The sequence below is a fragment of the Streptomyces sp. NPDC003247 genome (assembly GCF_042888135.1).
Taxonomy (GTDB): domain Bacteria; phylum Actinomycetota; class Actinomycetes; order Streptomycetales; family Streptomycetaceae; genus Streptomyces.
The window spans coordinates 80,041-95,639 of the sequence record NZ_JBIAPF010000006.1; the positions used below are offsets into that span (position 1 = coordinate 80,041).

15 protein-coding genes and 1 pseudogene are annotated in these 15,599 nt (G+C 71.5%); 6 read left to right on the top strand and 10 right to left on the bottom strand.

Annotation, left to right across the window (positions count from 1 at the left end; genetic code table 11):
- Positions 1 to 35 precede the first annotated feature (35 nt).
- From ACFYWQ_RS21320 to ACFYWQ_RS21330, 3 genes are all read right to left on the bottom strand, one after another.
- Positions 36 to 236, bottom strand: a complete 201-nt coding sequence (locus tag ACFYWQ_RS21320; protein WP_389518421.1) for a hypothetical protein — start codon at positions 234 to 236, stop codon at positions 36 to 38.
- A gap of 191 nt (positions 237 to 427) precedes the next feature.
- Positions 428 to 1,639: an FAD-dependent monooxygenase gene (locus ACFYWQ_RS21325; RefSeq protein ID WP_389518422.1), complete on the bottom strand. Its 1,212-nt coding sequence runs from the start codon at positions 1,637 to 1,639 to the stop codon at positions 428 to 430.
- A 99-nt stretch (positions 1,640 to 1,738) separates the two neighbouring features.
- Positions 1,739 to 3,235, bottom strand: a complete 1,497-nt coding sequence (locus tag ACFYWQ_RS21330; RefSeq protein ID WP_389518423.1) for a DHA2 family efflux MFS transporter permease subunit — start codon at positions 3,233 to 3,235, stop codon at positions 1,739 to 1,741.
- A 112-nt stretch (positions 3,236 to 3,347) separates the two neighbouring features.
- Between ACFYWQ_RS21330 and ACFYWQ_RS21335 the strand changes: the two genes are divergently transcribed.
- The gene (locus ACFYWQ_RS21335; RefSeq protein WP_389518424.1) at positions 3,348 to 4,049 is read left to right on the top strand and encodes a TetR/AcrR family transcriptional regulator; all 702 of its coding nucleotides are present in this window, start codon (positions 3,348 to 3,350) and stop codon (positions 4,047 to 4,049) included.
- A gap of 196 nt (positions 4,050 to 4,245) precedes the next feature.
- On the opposite strand, the pseudogene ACFYWQ_RS21340 reads toward ACFYWQ_RS21335, so the two are convergent.
- The 3 genes and pseudogenes from ACFYWQ_RS21340 to ACFYWQ_RS21350 form a co-directional block, all read right to left on the bottom strand.
- Positions 4,246 to 5,142 (bottom strand): annotated as a pseudogene (locus tag ACFYWQ_RS21340) (FG-GAP repeat domain-containing protein); the annotation flags it as partial.
- Between the two features lie 103 nt (positions 5,143 to 5,245).
- Positions 5,246 to 5,584, bottom strand: coding sequence for a hypothetical protein (locus ACFYWQ_RS21345; protein ID WP_389518425.1), 339 nt, complete (start codon positions 5,582 to 5,584; stop codon positions 5,246 to 5,248).
- A gap of 237 nt (positions 5,585 to 5,821) precedes the next feature.
- Entirely contained in the window at positions 5,822 to 7,714 is a 1,893-nt protein-coding gene (locus ACFYWQ_RS21350; protein WP_389518426.1) for an ABC transporter ATP-binding protein, read from the bottom strand.
- A 223-nt stretch (positions 7,715 to 7,937) separates the two neighbouring features.
- Here ACFYWQ_RS21350 and ACFYWQ_RS21355 point away from each other — a divergent pair, with 223 nt between their 5' ends.
- Positions 7,938 to 8,102, top strand: coding sequence for a hypothetical protein (locus ACFYWQ_RS21355; RefSeq protein ID WP_389518427.1), 165 nt, complete (start codon positions 7,938 to 7,940; stop codon positions 8,100 to 8,102).
- A gap of 126 nt (positions 8,103 to 8,228) precedes the next feature.
- Here ACFYWQ_RS21355 and ACFYWQ_RS21360 read toward each other — a convergent pair whose 3' ends face one another.
- From ACFYWQ_RS21360 to ACFYWQ_RS21370, 3 genes are all read right to left on the bottom strand, one after another.
- Entirely contained in the window at positions 8,229 to 8,558 is a 330-nt protein-coding gene (locus ACFYWQ_RS21360) for a hypothetical protein (RefSeq protein WP_389518428.1), read from the bottom strand.
- The gene (locus tag ACFYWQ_RS21365) at positions 8,555 to 8,755 is read right to left on the bottom strand and encodes a hypothetical protein (protein ID WP_389518429.1); all 201 of its coding nucleotides are present in this window, start codon (positions 8,753 to 8,755) and stop codon (positions 8,555 to 8,557) included. The genes ACFYWQ_RS21360 and ACFYWQ_RS21365 overlap by 4 nt, the downstream gene beginning before the upstream one ends.
- 169 nt (positions 8,756 to 8,924) lie before the next feature.
- Complete coding sequence (locus ACFYWQ_RS21370) at positions 8,925 to 9,650, bottom strand: alpha/beta fold hydrolase (RefSeq protein WP_389518430.1); 726 nt, start codon at positions 9,648 to 9,650, stop codon at positions 8,925 to 8,927.
- A gap of 158 nt (positions 9,651 to 9,808) precedes the next feature.
- Here ACFYWQ_RS21370 and ACFYWQ_RS21375 point away from each other — a divergent pair, with 158 nt between their 5' ends.
- On the top strand, positions 9,809 to 10,192 hold the full coding sequence (locus ACFYWQ_RS21375) for a winged helix-turn-helix transcriptional regulator (RefSeq protein ID WP_389518431.1): 384 nt from the start codon (positions 9,809 to 9,811) through the stop codon (positions 10,190 to 10,192).
- A gap of 499 nt (positions 10,193 to 10,691) precedes the next feature.
- Here ACFYWQ_RS21375 and ACFYWQ_RS21380 read toward each other — a convergent pair whose 3' ends face one another.
- Entirely contained in the window at positions 10,692 to 12,128 is a 1,437-nt protein-coding gene (locus ACFYWQ_RS21380) for a PucR family transcriptional regulator (RefSeq protein ID WP_389518432.1), read from the bottom strand.
- Between the two features lie 188 nt (positions 12,129 to 12,316).
- Between ACFYWQ_RS21380 and speB the strand changes: the two genes are divergently transcribed.
- The 3 genes from speB (at position 12,317) to ACFYWQ_RS21395 (ending at position 15,296) form a co-directional block, all read left to right on the top strand.
- Positions 12,317 to 13,282 carry an agmatinase gene (gene speB / locus ACFYWQ_RS21385; RefSeq protein WP_389518433.1) on the top strand — a complete coding sequence of 322 codons (966 nt, stop codon included), beginning with the start codon at positions 12,317 to 12,319 and terminating at the stop codon, positions 13,280 to 13,282.
- Positions 13,279 to 14,823: a purine-cytosine permease family protein gene (locus tag ACFYWQ_RS21390; RefSeq protein ID WP_389518434.1), complete on the top strand. Its 1,545-nt coding sequence runs from the start codon at positions 13,279 to 13,281 to the stop codon at positions 14,821 to 14,823. The genes speB and ACFYWQ_RS21390 overlap by 4 nt, the downstream gene beginning before the upstream one ends.
- Before the next feature lie 83 nt (positions 14,824 to 14,906).
- Positions 14,907 to 15,296 (top strand): YybH family protein, encoded by a 390-nt coding sequence (locus ACFYWQ_RS21395; RefSeq protein WP_389518435.1) that lies wholly within the window; start codon positions 14,907 to 14,909, stop codon positions 15,294 to 15,296.
- Positions 15,297 to 15,599 lie beyond the last annotated feature (303 nt).

Sequence of the window (15,599 nt, forward strand, 5' to 3'; positions counted from 1 at the left end):
GAGCAGTCGAACCGCGCGAACCAATTGTGCACGGGTCAGGGAGACAGGTCCTGAATGCGCCGGCGTCCGAGCCAGTCACCGACCTTCCGCGCGGCCTGCTCGGCTTCCGCCTCCTGGCGGAGGCGCTCCCGCTCCCGGCGCTCGCGTTCGGCTTGGCGGCGGGGCGCGAGGGGGGCGTCCCGGCCGGGGGTGCCGACCGCGGACAGCAGGGGCTCGCGGTGGTCGCGCCGGAGCACCAGAACGCGGGCCCGGCCGGGACGGGTTCGCGCACCAGCCCCAGCGTGGTCGCCACGATCGGGATGCAGCCGTCGTAGGCGTGGAAGCCGTCTCGCGATGCCACCGGCCTTGCCGGTGCGGACGGGTGAGGCCGGCGACCTTCTGCATCCGGCCGGCCCGACGGCGGGCCGGCCGACGGATGCCGGGGTGCTCAGGGGGCGGCGATGTCGTGGGACTTGGACTTGAACTTGCCTGCGATCAGGGCGTTCATCGCGCGTTTGCCGACCGGGTTGCCGGTCACCTTCTGGACCAGGGCGCGCAGGGCGATGTCCCGGCGGGTCTGGGGCACGAACATCATCAGGCCCTCCGTACGGCCGAGTTCCTGCTGGGTGGTGATGAAGGGCCGCAGACGCTGTTCCCATTCGCGCAGGGCTCGGGCGGGATGGCCGGGATTGCGTTGCAGGCTGGTGCCGAGCAGGTCGGCGCCGGCCAGGCCGGTGGAGGCGCCCATGCCCGAGTAGAGGGTCAGGCACCAGGCGGAGTCGCCGACGAGGACGACGCGGTCCGTGTGCCAGGTGGGCATCTCGACCTGGTGGGTGGAGTCGAAGAGGGAGTCGTCGGCGTGCTCGAACTGGGTGAGGAGATGCTCCAGGACCGGGCCGGTGGGTTCGGGGCCGTAGGCGCGGCGCAGCGACTCGATGGGCGGGCGGCGGAACTCGGCGTCCTCGTCGTCGGTGCGGTAGCTGAACAGCACGCCCGGCTGGTGGTCGGCGAAGGGGAAGATCCATACGGAGCGGCCCGGTTCGGCCAGGACGAGGCCGTCGTTGGGTGCGAAGCCGGGCGGGGCTTCTTCGAGGATCGCGGCGCCGATGATGTGGTGGAGGGGCCGCAGGTACTGCGTGTGGGGGCCGAAGGCCAGGCTGCGGACGGTCGAGCGCAGTCCGTCGGCTCCCACGACGAGGTCGAAGCGTTCCGTGGTCCCGGTGGTGTCCGCATCCGTGGTGGTGCGCAGGGTGACGTCCACGCCGTCGGGGTGCTCGGCGAGGGCGGTGGGGGTGGTGCCGTAGCGGATCTCGGTGCGCGGCGCGACCGTGTCGTACAGGGCGGCCTCGATGTCTCCTCGGAGGATGAGCCGGGGTCCTCCGGGCAGGTCGCCGTAGCCCATGGCGGGGCGGCGGCGGCCCGCCCGGTCGACGTCGTAGGTCACGCTGGCGGGGTCGGTGCGGTCGCCGATGGCGTCGAGGACGCCCATGCGCCGTGCGGTGGCGCGGCCGGTTTCGAACAGCCCGATGAAGTAGCCGGCGGAGCGGCGGTCGGGGGCACGTTCGACGAGCACCGGCTCCCAGCCGATCTCGTGCAGGCGCATGGCCGAGGCCAGTCCGGCGATCCCCATGCCCACGATCAGGGCGCGTGGCTTGCTCATAGGGGTCCTTGTCTCCTTCGGTGTGGGGGGGGTGTGCGGGGAGGGAACGTGCGGGGTCACATGTGGACGGCGGGGGTGGCGTCCGGATCGTGCGCGGGGTCACATGTGGACGGCGGGGGTGGCGTCCGGGTCGTGGGCGGGCTTTCCGCGGCGGAAGAGCAGACCGCAGATGATCATTCCGGCGGCGAAGAACGCGGCCGACCACCAGTAGGCGGTGGAGTAGCTCTCCAGCGCGGACCGGCCGATGGCCTCGGGGGTGGGCTGCCGGCCGGCGAGGTAGTCGGTGGCGGCGCTGGCGGCCAGTGAGCTGAGCAGCGCGGTGCCGATGGAGCCGCCGACCTGCTGCATGGTGTTGACGCTCGCGGAGCCGACTCCGGCGTCGGCGGCGTCGATGCCCGCGGTGGCGGTGCTCATGGACGGGGCCATGATCAGGCCCAGGCCGAGGGCGAAGACGAGCAGCGGCGGCAGGATGTGGGCGGCGTAGGTGGAGTGGGCGTCGAGCTGGGTGAGCCAGGCGAGTCCTGCGGCGGACAGGGCCATGCCCACCGGCACGATCGGCTTGGGCCCCAGGCGCGGGGTGAGCACGGTGGTGGACAGGGCGGACATGACCATGACGGCGGCGATCATCGGCAGGAACGCCAGGCCGGTCTTGACCGGCGAGTAGTGCAGCGTCTGCTGGAGGTAGTAGGTCAGGAACAGGGTGACGCCGAACATGCCCGCCGCCGAGATGAAGATCGCGACGGAGGAGGCGCCGCGGTCGCGGTCCAGCAGGATCCGCAGGGGCAGCAGCGGATGCGCGACGCGGGTCTGCAACCGGGCGAACACCGCGATCAGCACTCCTCCGGCGGCCAGGAAGCCCCAGGTGCCCACGGAGCCCCAGCCGTCGGTCTCGGCGTGGGCGAACCCGTAGACCAGCGCGAACAGGCCGGCCGTCACCACGACGGTGCCGGGCACGTCGATCTTCACGGCCTTGTCCCGGCGGTGGCGCGGCAGCAGCACCAGTGCGCCGATCAGCGAGACGGCGGCGAAGAGGAGGTTCACGTACAGGCACCAGCGCCAGTCGAGGTGCTCGGTGAGCAGGCCGCCCAGCAGCAGGCCGACGCCGCCGCCCGCGCCGGCGACCGCGCCGTAGATGCCGAACGTGGTCGCCCGTTCCTTGGCGTTGGTGAACGTGGTGTTCAGCAGCGCCAGCGCCGTCGGGGCCAGCAGCGCGCCGAAGACGCCTTGCAGGGCCCGCCCGGTCACCAGGATCTCGAAGTCGCCCGCGGCGCCGGCCAGTGCGGAGGCGCCGGCGAAGCCAGCCAGTCCGATAGTGAGGGTCAGCTTGCGGCCGACGAGATCGGCGATGCGTCCGCCGATCAGCAGCAGGCCGCCGAAGGCCAGGGAGTAGGCGGTGATGATCCACTGCCGGCTGTCGTTGGAGAAGCCCAGGTCCGCCTGGGCCGACGGCAGCGCGATGTTCACGATCGTGGCGTCCAGGACCACCATCAGCTGCGCCGGCGCGATGACCGCGAGGATCAGCCAGCGCCGGCCGTGATGCCGGTCGTGGGCCTGCCCGGCGGGCGGTGGGCTTGCTTCGTCGGTAACGGTGCTCACAGATCTCTCCGGGTCGCACGAGCAGTAAGTGGAGAACTCGTCTCCAGTTGCCGGCTCCACCGTAGCACGCAAGCGGAGACACCATCTCCGGATGTTCGGTAGCATGGTCGCCATGAGCCGCAGAACCGATCCCGCCCCGCCGCGAGAGACCCCGGCGCGCCCGCTGCGGGCCGACGCCGAACGCAACCGGCTGCGCATCATCGCCGCCGCTCAGGCGGTCTTCGCCGAACGCGGGCTCGACGTCACCGTCGACGACATCGCCCGGCACGCCGGCGTCGGAGTCGGCACCGCCTACCGCCGCTTCGCCAACCGCGAGGAACTCATCGAGGCCGTCTTCGAGAGCGAGCTACAGCGCATCACCGCACTGGCGGAACAGGCCCTCGCCCACGAAGACCCCTGGGACGGATTCGTCCAGTGCCTCGTGACCACCGCTCAGCAGTTCGCCGACAACCGCGGACTGAGGGAAATCCTGCTGGAAGGTGCGCACGGAAACTCCCGGGGAACCGCCACCCGGGAACGCCTCACCCCCGTCGTCGGCGCCGTCATCAAGCGGGCCCAGCAGGCCGGCATGCTCCGTGACGACATCGAACCCACCGACTTCCCGCTGTTCCAGATCATGCTCGGAGCCGTCACCGAGCACAGCCGGACCGTCGCCCCCGACCTGTGGAAGCGCTACCTCACCGTCCTCATGGACGGCCTTCGCCGCGACCGGGACCGGCCCACCCCGCTGCCCCACCGCGCCCTCGGCACGGACGAGTTCGACGAGACCATGAAGGCCGCCCACAAGACCGCCTCCGAGCGACCGGGCCGGTAGCCGGGGCACGAGCACCGGCGCCGGCGCCGTCGGACCAGCGGTCCGGTGAGCGGCCGGGCACGCCCATCGGCGGCTTTCCGCACCCTGGCCACGGCCTACGGCCTGCGGGTGGCGGACCTGGGTGATGGCCGGCGCGCTGGTGGGCAGCACCCACAGGGCGAGCGGGGCATGGCATCGGGAGAGCGGACGTGGTGTAGTCGACGGCGGAGGCGAACGTGCCGTCGCCCTGGCCCGCGTAGACCTCCAAGGTGTGGGAGCCGTTGCTGACGGTCGCCAGATCGGTTCGGCCGTCGCCGTCGAAGTCACCCTGGGTGATGGAGTACAGACGGGCGACGCTGGTGTACTCGGTGACACCGCCGAAGGTGCCATCACCGTTGCCGAGCGCCACGCTGACACCGCCGGCGGTGGCGATGTCCAGGTCGCCGTCGTCGTCGAAGTCGGCGAGGACCAAGCCGTGCGGCCTGGCCACGGTCACCGCCTCGATCTCGACGGCGAACGAGCCGGTACCGTCGCCCATGAGCAGGCTGACGCCGCCGCCCGCCTCCTCGGCCACCGCCAGATCCAGGTCGCCGTCGGCGTCGAGGTCATCGGCGGCCAGCGAGCGCGCGCCCGCGCCGACGGTGTACCGGGTGGCTGTCCCGAAGGCACCGCCGCCGGTCCCGAGCAGGACACTGACGGTGCCGCCGTCGAAGTCGGCGGTGGCGATGTCCGGGTTGCCGTCGTCGTCGAAGTCCGCGATGACGGACTGGTACGGCTTGTCGCCCACCGCGTACGCGGTGGGCGTGCCGAAGGTGCCGTCGCCGTTGCCGAGCAGTACGGACAGGGAGTCGGCGTCGTTGTCGGCCGCGACGACATCGGTGTTCCCGTCTCCGTCGAGGTCGCCGGTCACCACGTGCCGGGGGTTGTCGCCGACCTGGGCGGGGGTGTCCGACTTGGTGAAGACGACGTCGCACGAGCAGTGGGCGGGCCTCGCCGCGCGAGATCCGGTCGCCGAGGCCGAGGTCGACGCCGCAACGCTCGCGCTGCAGGCCAGGGCCCCGACGGTGGCGAGCACCGTGATGCGGCTGTGCCTGCGCTTCGTCCGATCGTTCATGCCGGGAGGGCCGTCCTTTGTCTGGGGATGAGCGAAGCTCTTTCATGAGCGTGGAAAGGTGAAAGGCGCTGTGCCGCAGATGCGCGGGGGGGGGGTGTGGTGGTTACCGCAGGGTCAGCGTGATCGCGCCGGTGTAGGTCCGGCCCGGGGTGAGGGCGGTCGGCTCGTCGTCCACCGTCATCGCCACCGTGCTCCCGGCCGGGGCCGTCACCGTGGAGTCCGCGTCGAGCGACAGGACGCTCAGATACGACGTGCCGGTCACCGTCCATGCCGAACCGCCGGTCAGTGTGACGAGGACGCCGTTGTTGACGACCGGCCGGACGGTGTTGGTGACGTGGCCGAGTTCCGTGTACTCCGCGGAGCTGATGGAGTCGACGGCGTGGTGGGAGACGGAGGCGGACAGGACGCCTTCGACGCTCGCCCTGTCGAAGGTCAGCGCCATTTGCGGACCAGTGAGGAGCACAGCGACATGTCGGCATGCGTGCGGCGGCCGGCGCCGGCTCCGCGTACACGCCACCCGCCCCGGCCGACACGGCGTGGCGCTCGCACGGCCATCGGGGCTGAAGACGAGTGGACCCATCAGCGATCCCCCGCCGCCGAGTACCTCATTTTCTCGGCGGTTGACCAGGGCCGCCGGTCGCCGTCCGTCTGCTGGAGACCGGAGAAGTGTGACGTGTGGTCACGTGCCCGTGGCAGCGGGCCGGCTCTGACCGGGCGACGCCGGTTCGGGCAGTCCGGTCGGGCCGGCTCCCGGGATGCCGTTGCCGGGGGCCGGTTCGGCGGTCCCGCCGAGGAAGCCGCCCGACTGGTGCTGCCACAGCCGGGCGTAGGCGCCGTCCGCGGCGAGCAGCTCCGCGTGGGTGCCCTGCTCGACGATGCTTCCCCGGTCGAGGACGACGAGACGGTCCATGCCGGCCACGGTGCTCAGCCGGTGGGCGACCACGAGAGCCGTGCGTCCCTCCATCAGCCGCCACAGGGCGTCCTGGACGAGGAGCTCGCTCTCCGAGTCCAGCGCGCTGGTCGCCTCGTCCAGCAGCAGGATCGGCGCGTCACGCAGCAGCGCCCGGGCGAGGGCGACCCGTTGGCGCTGGCCTCCCGACAGTTTCACTCCCCGCTCCCCCACCAGAGTGGCGAAGCCTTCGGGGAGCTGGTCGGCGAACTCGGTGACGTGCGCGGCCTCGGCCGCGGCGTGGATCTCCTCGTCAGTGGCGCCGGGCCGGGCGAAGGCGATGTTGTCCCGCAGGCTGCGGTGGAACATGGCGGGCTCCTGCGGGACGTAGGCGATCAGTGAGCGCAGGTCGGCCTGGCGCAGCCCGCTGATGTCCTGGCCGCCGATCAGGATGCGTCCGCCGTCGATGTCCGCCATCCGCAGCAGAAGCCGGGTGAGCGTGGTCTTGCCGCCGCCCGACCTTCCGATCAGACCGAACCGTGCGCCGCCGGGCACGTCCAGGTCGAGGCCCTGGAAGATCGGCTTCGTACCGGCGTGGGCGAAAGTGACCGCCTCGAAGCGGACACCGGTGTCCCGCGGCGCGAGCGGTTCGGGCCGGGCCGCGTCGAGCACGGTGGCCGGCTCCAGCAGCAGCTCCGTGAACTGCGCGGCCTCGGTCATGGAGCTTTCCAGGCGCCGGTAGATCTGATTGAACTCGAACATGATCTGGGTGGCGTTGGAGTAGTAGGTGAAGGCGACCACGATTCCCTCCACCCCCAGGCCCGGGCCGCCGAAGGCGACGGCGATCAGCAGGCCCAGCACGTTGGTCAGCACGGACATGGGGGCGACCACGGTGTCGACGCGCAGGTTGCCGTAGTCCCACGACCTCAGCGTCAGGCGCCGGGAGTCCGCGACACGGCGGCGGTGCTCGTCGGCCTCCCGCGGCTCGGCCGCGAACGCCCGGATGGTCTCCATGTTCGTGAGGCTGTCGGCGACGTGGCCGGAGACCCGGGCGATCGCCGCCTCACGGTCGTTGACGAGCGCCTGACGGCGCCGGATCAGGGGTGTCGTGGCCACCACGGTCAGCGTGATCATCAGGAGCAGGCCGACGACGAGCAGCGGTTCGTAGCGCCACAGCACCACGGCACCGAACACCAGGGGCACGAGGCTGCCCACGATCCGGTACGTCACCGTGTCGACGAAATCCTCGAAGCGCCTGCCGAAGCTCAGCACCCGTTTGGTCAGGGAACCGGCGAAGTTGTCGTGGAAGAACGCCGCGTCCCGGGCGAAGAGTTCGTCCATGCCGATGACGTACAGGTGCTCCATACCGAGGGCGTCCACACGGTTCAGGCAGTGCTGCCCGATCCGCCACACGGTCTCGGCGAGCAGCAGCACCACACCGAAGCCCAGCACGTACGGCAGCGCCGAGGCAAGGGTGAGCCCGCCGCCGTCGGCGGCCTGTCCCGCCAGCTTGGCGACCAGCAGAGGCGCGACATAACGGATGCCGGTGTTGCCCACGGCCGGCAGCAGCAGCGCGGGCAGGGCCAGCCGTCGTAGTCGGAACAGTTCCCGGCCGTAGCGGCGCAGGGCGAGCACGACCGCGCCCCTGCCCGGCGTCGTCCCCAGTACGTCTCTCTGCCCCATCACACTCCCGGAGGTCGGGACTCGCAAGCTTCCCTTCACCAGCAGTCACCAGTCCAGGCATTTAACTCGGACGGGTGATACCCGGACATCGCCGCCGGGACGTGACGCCGGGGTCGGAGAGCAAGGCCGCATCGGACCGTGACCGACGCCCTGCTGGCGACCGGGCTGCGTCGACACCCCCGACCGGCCGCAGGGCGAGCTGGACGATCACACCGGATCGACCGTGAACAGTCTGGCGTTCGGTCCTGACCGGTCGACGCTCGCCGCGGGCAGCGTCGACGGCACGGTGCGCCTGTGGAACGTCACACCGCCCTCCCCGAAGGAGGCCATGAACAGCATCTGCCGTTCCGTGGGCCGGGATCTCCCTCTACCGAGACGAGGCCGTTGACCTTGCGGCATCTCAACGCCTCGAAGCGGCGGCCTCGACGAGTGGGGTCTCCACGGTGGCTGACCACTCGCCGGCGCTCGCTGGACCTGAACTCCCCGAGACCGAGCCACCACCTGGGCTCAGGCCTCAGCCGGCCACGTATCGGTCCCGACCCGGCTGACGACAGCTGAGGCCATCTGAGGGTCCTCCGCCAACCATGAGATCGGTGTCCTTCTCCGTCAGCAGCTGTCTCTCCCGTGCGAAGGTGTTGACCGCTGCCGCCACTCCCTCTCGGAAGCCCGCCATGTGCGACCCACCGCTGGGGGTGGGCACGCTGTTCGCGAAGCTCTGGATGCCGCCTGTGAAGGTGTCGCTCCACCTCAGGGCGACCTCCACGGACCCGGCAATCCGCGGATCCTCATGCTCGAAGCCGAAGACGCCCGTCCCGTCGGGTGTCCCGGCCTGCGCCGCGATCAAGGCGACACGGCGGTCGATACCTGCGCGGTCTGCGAGGTGCGCCAGCTGCGCTGGGTCGCGTAGTCCGCCGCCGCGGTGCCGGCCGCGCTGCTGTCTCCGCCCACGGTGTTGGAGGCCTTCAGGAACATCTCCGCCGTGATCTCCGGTCCGTGATCCGACGTCCCCGACGTCCGCGCCCCGCCCGCGGCAGACACCACCGGGTCATGTCCGTGCCCCACCTGGCCCGAACTCGCCCTCATATCAGGACGTCGACCGCCGGACGGACACCGGACCCGGCCCGCTCTCCGTCCGGCCGGTGTCCGAGTACGACAAACGTCGGTTCCGGCAGATCCCCGGTCGTGCCTGCTGTTCGACGGCCGGACGCTGCTAAAGGTCGAGCTGCAGCAGCAGTTCGCTCAGCTCTGTCGGCATGGTGATCATGCAGTCGTGCCCGGTCGGCAGTTCCCACACCCGTGCCGGAGAACCATTGGGCTGTAGGGCGGGGACCGGTCGCCGCGTGATGCCTTCCGGCTTCACGGTGCAGTGGATGTGCGTGCGTGGAATCACGTCCACGGCCGGGTTGTCCAGCCGGACCGGTTGCTGCAGGCAGCGCACCGGCTGGTCAGTGAGCATCGCACGCAGCCACGCGACGTCCGCCGGGTCGGTGACCCCGAACAGACCGAAGGGCAGAGGCATTTCGGGCAGTGGTGGGATGCGCCAGCCACTGTCGGACACCTCGGCCTGGTCGATCAGATTCTGAGTCATGGGCTGGACGTCGATGGCCGCCTCGCCGTGCTCCGGGACCATCGCATCCAAGTACACCATGTGCGCGATGCGTTCGGGGACGTCGTTGGCCACGGACGAGATGACCAGTCCCGCGTAGCTGTGACCCACGAGCGCCACCTCGGTCAGGTCCTCCTCGTGGATGAGCTTGACGACGTCCTCGACGTGCGTGTCGAGCCCCACCTCGGGACTGAGCAAGTGCGTCCTGTCTCCGTAGCCGGTCAGCGAAGGCGTGTACACGCGGTGTCCGGCCGACTCCAGCAGCGGGACCACCCGCTCCCAGCACCGGCCACTGTGCCAAGCGCCGTGTACCAGCAGGAATGTTGACATGAGGGAAACGGTCTTCCTGTTCGGGGAAGGGGGGCGCGGAAACCTCATGGTTCCGTTTCGTGCTTCGGTACTCTTTGAGAACCGAAGTCATCGTGGTGCACCTGCCGCACCACGGGCAATAAGGCACATTTCGGTGCCCCGGTTCCCTGGAGGTAACCATGAACGCAGTCGGCGGCGAGTCGCGGCTGGCACGGCAGGAGGACCCGTGCCGGACCCGCGAAGTGCTTGACATCGTCGGTGACAAATGGTCACTGCTGGTTGTACGCAACCTCAGCCAGGGACCGCGCCGCTTCACCGAACTCAAGCGAGCCGTCGACGGAATCAGCCAGCGCATGCTCACCGTCACCCTGCGCAGCCTGGAACGCGACGGAATCCTCACGCGGACTGTCCGCAACGTCATGCCGCCGCACGTCAGCTATGAACTCACTCCGATGGGCAAAACCCTTCGCCAAGCCACCGCGCCCCTGCTGGAGTGGAGCACCATGCACCTGACACACATCGACGCCGCCCGCGCCGCGTATGACGCCCGCCTGGATGAGTAAGAGGCCGCGCAAGGCTGGACCTGCACCTGCCTGGCCGAGCCGCTGGACGGGCTGGGCCTCGGCACCCTCATGTGGTGCTGGTGCCCGAAGCGGTGTGCCGGGCGGCCGAGGTGGAGGGTGTCGGCGTCCACCTGCTGAAGCCCGGACCGACGCCGACTCCCCGCGCTGCCCGGCCTGGCGGACCGCGGGACCGTCTGAGGGCGACGGCGGCAAAGGCGGCGACGGCAGCGATGGGCCGGACGGCAGGCCGCCGAGACGGACGACGCTGCGGTTCCCTGCGGGCGCCGCCCGGCTGACCGCGGTGGCCCGCCGACGGGGGCGGGCGGGCACCGGCCGGCACCTCTCGCGGCACCCTCCGCCGCCGTGCGGCCGCCGGTACGGACGGGGCGGGCAGATACGCCCGCGGCCGAGCGGGAGGCGTCCGGTCCAGCGGTCCGAACCGCAGGTGTCCGGGGTCCCAACCACAAGCGTCCGACCCAGCCGCCCGATCCACAGGTGTTCAGTCCAGCAGCCCCAGCTCCCAGGCCGAGCGCAGTGCCATCCACACCTCGGTGAACGCCCCGGTCGAGAGCAGGTCGCGGCCGGTCAGGGCGCTGAAGCGGCGCAGCCGGTAGGTGAGGGTGTTGGGGTGGATGTGCAGGGCGGCGGCCGCCTCGTCGGTGCGCCGGTCGCGCTCCATCCAGGTGCGCACCGACTGCACCAGCCGGGCGTCGTGCTCGGCGTCGTAGCGCAGGGCCGCGCCGATCGTCTGCTCGACCAGGGCGTCCAGCGCGGCCGGGTCGTCGGGGAGCCAGCGGCCGACCGGGTCGCTGCCGTAGCGGACCAGGGGCCGGCCCGAGGCGGCGGCGTGCGAGGCCGCCCAGAGGGCCTCGCGCCGCGCGATCCGCAGTGACGCCCCGCAGGGCAGCGGCCGGCTGGTGCCGGCGGCCACGCCGGGCAGGCCGGCGACCGTCTCGGCCACGCCGGGCGCGCCGAGCAGATACCGGTCCTCGCCGCGGTTGAGCAGCAGGAAGGGCTCGTCGTCCAGGGCGCGCAGCAGGTCCTGTTCGGTGACGCTCCGGACCACGGTGAGCTCGACGGTGCCCGTCAGGGAGTGCCGGACCAGCCGGCGGGCGGCGGCCTCCTGGTCCAGGGTGCCCTGGAGCATCTCGGCGAGGATCTCGGTGCCCTCGCGGCGCAGGGTCTCGCGTTCGGTGCGGATCACCGCGAGCTGGAGCGCGGCCACCGTGGCGATGTGCTGGACCACGGCGAGGCCGGCCGGGCGGGCGCCGTCGCGCTCCAGGGCGATCAGGAAACCGGCCGCGCCGACCGGCGAGGGCACCGGCAGCACGAAACCGCCCGGGATGGTGGGCGGGGCGTCCGGCGAGGCGGGGACCAGGGCCGGGGCGGGCACCGGCACGCCCGGTAGCAAGGGCCGGCCCTGCGGGCTGCACAACCGGATGTCGTACCCGGAGAGGTTCTCCAGGCGGCGGAAGAGCGTCGCGGTGTCCAGTTGCTCGGCGGCGAGCCAGCGCAGCGCGCCGAACACCTGGAGCTGGGCGCCCAGCCGGTGCCGGGCGTCCTCCTGCACCGCGGCCGCGACCTCCTGCGCGACCACGATGAACGGCACGGCGAGCGGCACCTCCAGGACCGGCATGCCGCGCTCCTCGGCGGTGTCGAAGAAGGCGCGCCGCAGCGGCGGCATGTGCAGCTGCACGGAGACCGCGAGCGCCGACACCCCGGCGTCGTCCAGCCGTTCCAGATAGGCGCGCTGCGCGGCGGCCGACCGGGGCAGGGCGAGTCCCGTAGTCATGATCATTTCGGCGCCGAGCAGCCAGGGGGTGGGGTCCTCCAGTTCGCTCGCGTGGGCCCAGGACACGGACCGGTCCAGGCCCGCGCCGCCGGCCAGCAGCCGCAGCTGGAGCGCCGGGTAGGACAGCACTTCCCGGACGCTCACCCCGCGCTTCTTGTCGCCTTCCGGACGTCGTTTGTCGCCTTCCACAAGTTCACCTCAGCTCTTTGTGCCTGTCACGATTGTCTCCCGAGGGGGGCCGCGCCCAGACTCGGCCCTGCCGGTGACCCGGCGCGCTCCGCCGGATCAGGTCCCGGCGCAGTCGAGCGCAGCGAGCAGGAAGGCAGCAGGCCATGACCGACCCCCGTGGGCCCCTCACTCCCCGCGGACCCGTCGACTCCTCCCGGGTGCCGCGTTTCGCGGGACCGGCGACCTTCGCCCGGCTGCCGCGCCTGGACGAGGTCGAGCGGGCCGACGTGGCCGTCGTCGGGATCCCCTTCGACGCCGGAGTCTCCTACCGGCCGGGCGCCCGCTTCGGCGCCACCGCCGTCCGTGAGGCCAGCCGTCTGCTGCGCCCTTACAACCCTGCGCTGGACGTGTCGCCGTTCGCCACCCAGCAGGTCGCGGACGCCGGCGACATCGCCTGCAACCCGTTCAACATCGACGAGGCGATCGAGACCATCCAGGAGGCGGCCTCCTCCCTCCAGGCCGACGGCACCCGGCTGGTCACCCTCGGCGGCGACCACACCGTCGCGCTGCCGCTGCTGCGCGCCGTCGCCGAGCGGCACGGCCCGGTCGCGGTGCTCCACTTCGACGCGCACCTGGACACCTGGGACACCTACTTCGGGGCCGAGTACACGCACGGCACCCCGTTCCGCCGGGCGGTCGAGGAGGGCATCCTCGACACCTCCGCGCTCTCCCACGTCGGCACCCGCGGCCCGCTGTACGGCAAGCAGGACCTGACCGAGGACGAGAAGCTGGGCTTCGGCATCGTCACCTCCGCCGACGTCTACCGGCGCGGCGCCGACGAGGTCGCCGACCAGCTCCGCCAGCGCATCGGCGACCGCCCGCTGTACGTCTCCATCGACATCGACTGCCTGGACCCGGCGCACGCGCCCGGCACCGGCACCCCCGAGGCGGGCGGCATGACCTCCCGCGAGCTGCTGGAGATCCTGCGGGGCCTGGCCGGCTGCAACCTGGTCGGCGCCGACGTGGTGGAGGTCGCCCCGGCCTACGACCACGCCGAGATCACCGCGGTGGCCGCCTCGCACGTGGCCTACGACCTGGTCAGCCTGCTGGCGCTGGAGGCCTCCGGATGAGCGGCAAGGCCCCCGCGCTGAACGAGGTCGAGCAGTTCGGCATCGAGCGCATCCCCGACGCCGACCGCACGGCCAGGCCCCTGGACCTGTTCCGGCTGGCGTTCGGCGGCGCCAACACCTTCGCCACCTGTGTCCTGGGCGCCTTCCCGATCCTGTTCGGACTGTCGTTCCGGCAGGCCCTGGTGGCGACCGTGCTGGGCCTGGTGGTCGGCTCGCTGATCCTGGCGCCGCTGGCCGTGTTCGGCCCGCGCAACGGCGTCAACAACGCGGTGTCCTCCTCCGCTCACCTCGGCGTGCACGGCCGTATCGTCGGCTCGTTCCTGTCGCTGCTGACCGCGGTCGCGTTCTTCTCGATCTCGGTGTGGTCCTCGGGCGACGCGCTGGTGGGCGGCGCCCACCGGCTGGTCCACCTGCCGCAGAACGACGTCACCTTCGCCCTGGCCTACGGCGTCTTCGCGGTGCTGGTGCTGGTCGTGTGCGTGTACGGCTTCCGGTTCATGCTGTTCGTGAACAAGATCGCGGTGATCGCGGCCTCGGCGCTGTTCGTGCTGGGGTTCATCGCCTTCGCCGGCGACTTCGACTTCGGTTACCAGGGCGCTTTCCCGTCGGTGTCGACGCCGGGGTTCTGGCCCTCGTTCATCGGCTCGGCGCTGATCGTGCTGTCCAACCCGGTGTCCTTCGGCGCCTTCCTGGGCGACTGGGCACGCTACATCCCGGCCGAGACGCCGCGGGTGCGGGTGGTCGGCGCGGCGTTCGCCTCGCAGATCGCGACGCTGCTGCCGTTCCTGTTCGGCCTGGTCACCGCGTCGATCATCGCCACCAAGGCGGCCGCCTACATGGACCCGGCGGCGCCCAACTACGTCGGCGGCCTGCTCGCCACCGCCCCCACCTGGTACTTCCTGCCGGTCTGCCTGCTGGCGCTGATCGGCGGCATGGCCACCGGCACCACCGCCCTGTACGGCACCGGTCTGGACTTCTCCAGCGTGTTCACCCGGTTCAGCCGGGTGCAGGCGACCGTGTTCATCGGTGTGCTGTCGATCGCGTTCATCTTCCTCGGCCGGTTCGCGATGAACCTGACGCAGTCGATCTCCACCTTCGCCACGCTGATCATCACCTGCACCGCGCCCTGGATGGTGATCATGATGCTGGGCTGGCTGACCCGTCGCGGCTGGTACGACGCCGACTCCCTCCAGGTGTTCAACCGGCGCCAGCGCGGCGGCCGCTACTGGTTCGCCCACGGCTGGAACTGGCGCGGCATGGGCACCTGGTTCGCCTCGGCGACCCTCGCCCTGCTCTTCGTCAACCTGCCGGGCCAGTTCGTCGGCCCGCTCGGCGACGTGGCCGGCGGCGTCGACGTCTCCCTGCCGGTCGGCCTGGTGCTGGCCGCCGTGCTCTACCTGGCGCTGCTGCTGCTGTTCCCGGAGCCCCGGGCCGTCTACGGGCCGGACGGGCCGCGCCTGGTGCGCAGCTCCGACACCCCCGTCCCGCCGATCACCGGCGGCGACCCGTCGGGCCCGGTCGCCGCACGGGCATCGGTCTGACCCGATTCCCCGGCGGCGGGAGCGCCCGCCGCCCCGCCGCCGGGGTCCTCACACGTGTACGACACCGGGCAAAGGAGCCCCCCATGACCGAAGAGGTCCTGCGCGCCGCCGACGAACTGGTGGCCGCCTTCGCCGAGGGCCGGCTGGACGACTACTTCGCCGCCTTCGACCCGGACGCCACCTTCGTCTTCCACACCACCCCGGAGCGGATCGCCTCCACGGCCGACTACCGCGCGCTGTGGGAGCGGTGGGTCGCCGAGGACGGTTTCCGGATCGTGGACTGCGTCTCCTCCGGCCAGGTCGTCCAGTGCTTCGGCGACACCGCCGTCTTCAGCCACGACGTGGCGACCACGGTGAGCACCACGGCCGGCACCGAGTCCCTCTCCGAGCGCGAGACGATCGTCTTCCGCCGCGCCGGGCAGGGCCACTGGCTGGCCGTCCACGAGCATCTGTCGCCCGCCGCGGCGGCCTGACGCCATCCGGCGCCCAGGGCCTGTCGTTCGGATCAGGTCGCAGGGACCTGACAGCGCCCTGTGAGCGCCGGTGAGCGGGGTCTGGTGCGTGCAGCTGCAAGGCGGAGGAGGGCGTCGATGCGGAGCATCGGCAACCGACGACAACGCCGCAGATGCGCGTGCCGGACCCCGCGTCTGCGGCGTGATCCGAACGACAGGCCCTAAGGCCCCGGCGCACCGCGAGCAAGGAACACCCCCACCACCCCGGCCCCCGCACCCCCAGGGCCGGGGCGAAGGAACACCCCGCACCGGCCGTGTCACCCG

Coding starts and splice junctions, on each gene's coding strand:
- ACFYWQ_RS21390 (WP_389518434.1), top strand. CDS start 13,279: ATGAGCGGCAAGGCCCCCGCGCTGAACGAGGTCGAGCAGTTCGGCATC.
- ACFYWQ_RS21395 (WP_389518435.1), top strand. CDS start 14,907: ATGACCGAAGAGGTCCTGCGCGCCGCCGACGAACTGGTGGCCGCCTTC.
- ACFYWQ_RS21325 (WP_389518422.1), bottom strand. CDS start 1,639: ATGAGCAAGCCACGCGCCCTGATCGTGGGCATGGGGATCGCCGGACTG.
- ACFYWQ_RS21350 (WP_389518426.1), bottom strand. CDS start 7,714: ATGGGGCAGAGAGACGTACTGGGGACGACGCCGGGCAGGGGCGCGGTC.
- ACFYWQ_RS21345 (WP_389518425.1), bottom strand. CDS start 5,584: ATGGCGCTGACCTTCGACAGGGCGAGCGTCGAAGGCGTCCTGTCCGCC.
- ACFYWQ_RS21335 (WP_389518424.1), top strand. CDS start 3,348: ATGAGCCGCAGAACCGATCCCGCCCCGCCGCGAGAGACCCCGGCGCGC.
- ACFYWQ_RS21370 (WP_389518430.1), bottom strand. CDS start 9,650: ATGTCAACATTCCTGCTGGTACACGGCGCTTGGCACAGTGGCCGGTGC.
- ACFYWQ_RS21375 (WP_389518431.1), top strand. CDS start 9,809: ATGAACGCAGTCGGCGGCGAGTCGCGGCTGGCACGGCAGGAGGACCCG.
- speB (WP_389518433.1), top strand. CDS start 12,317: ATGACCGACCCCCGTGGGCCCCTCACTCCCCGCGGACCCGTCGACTCC.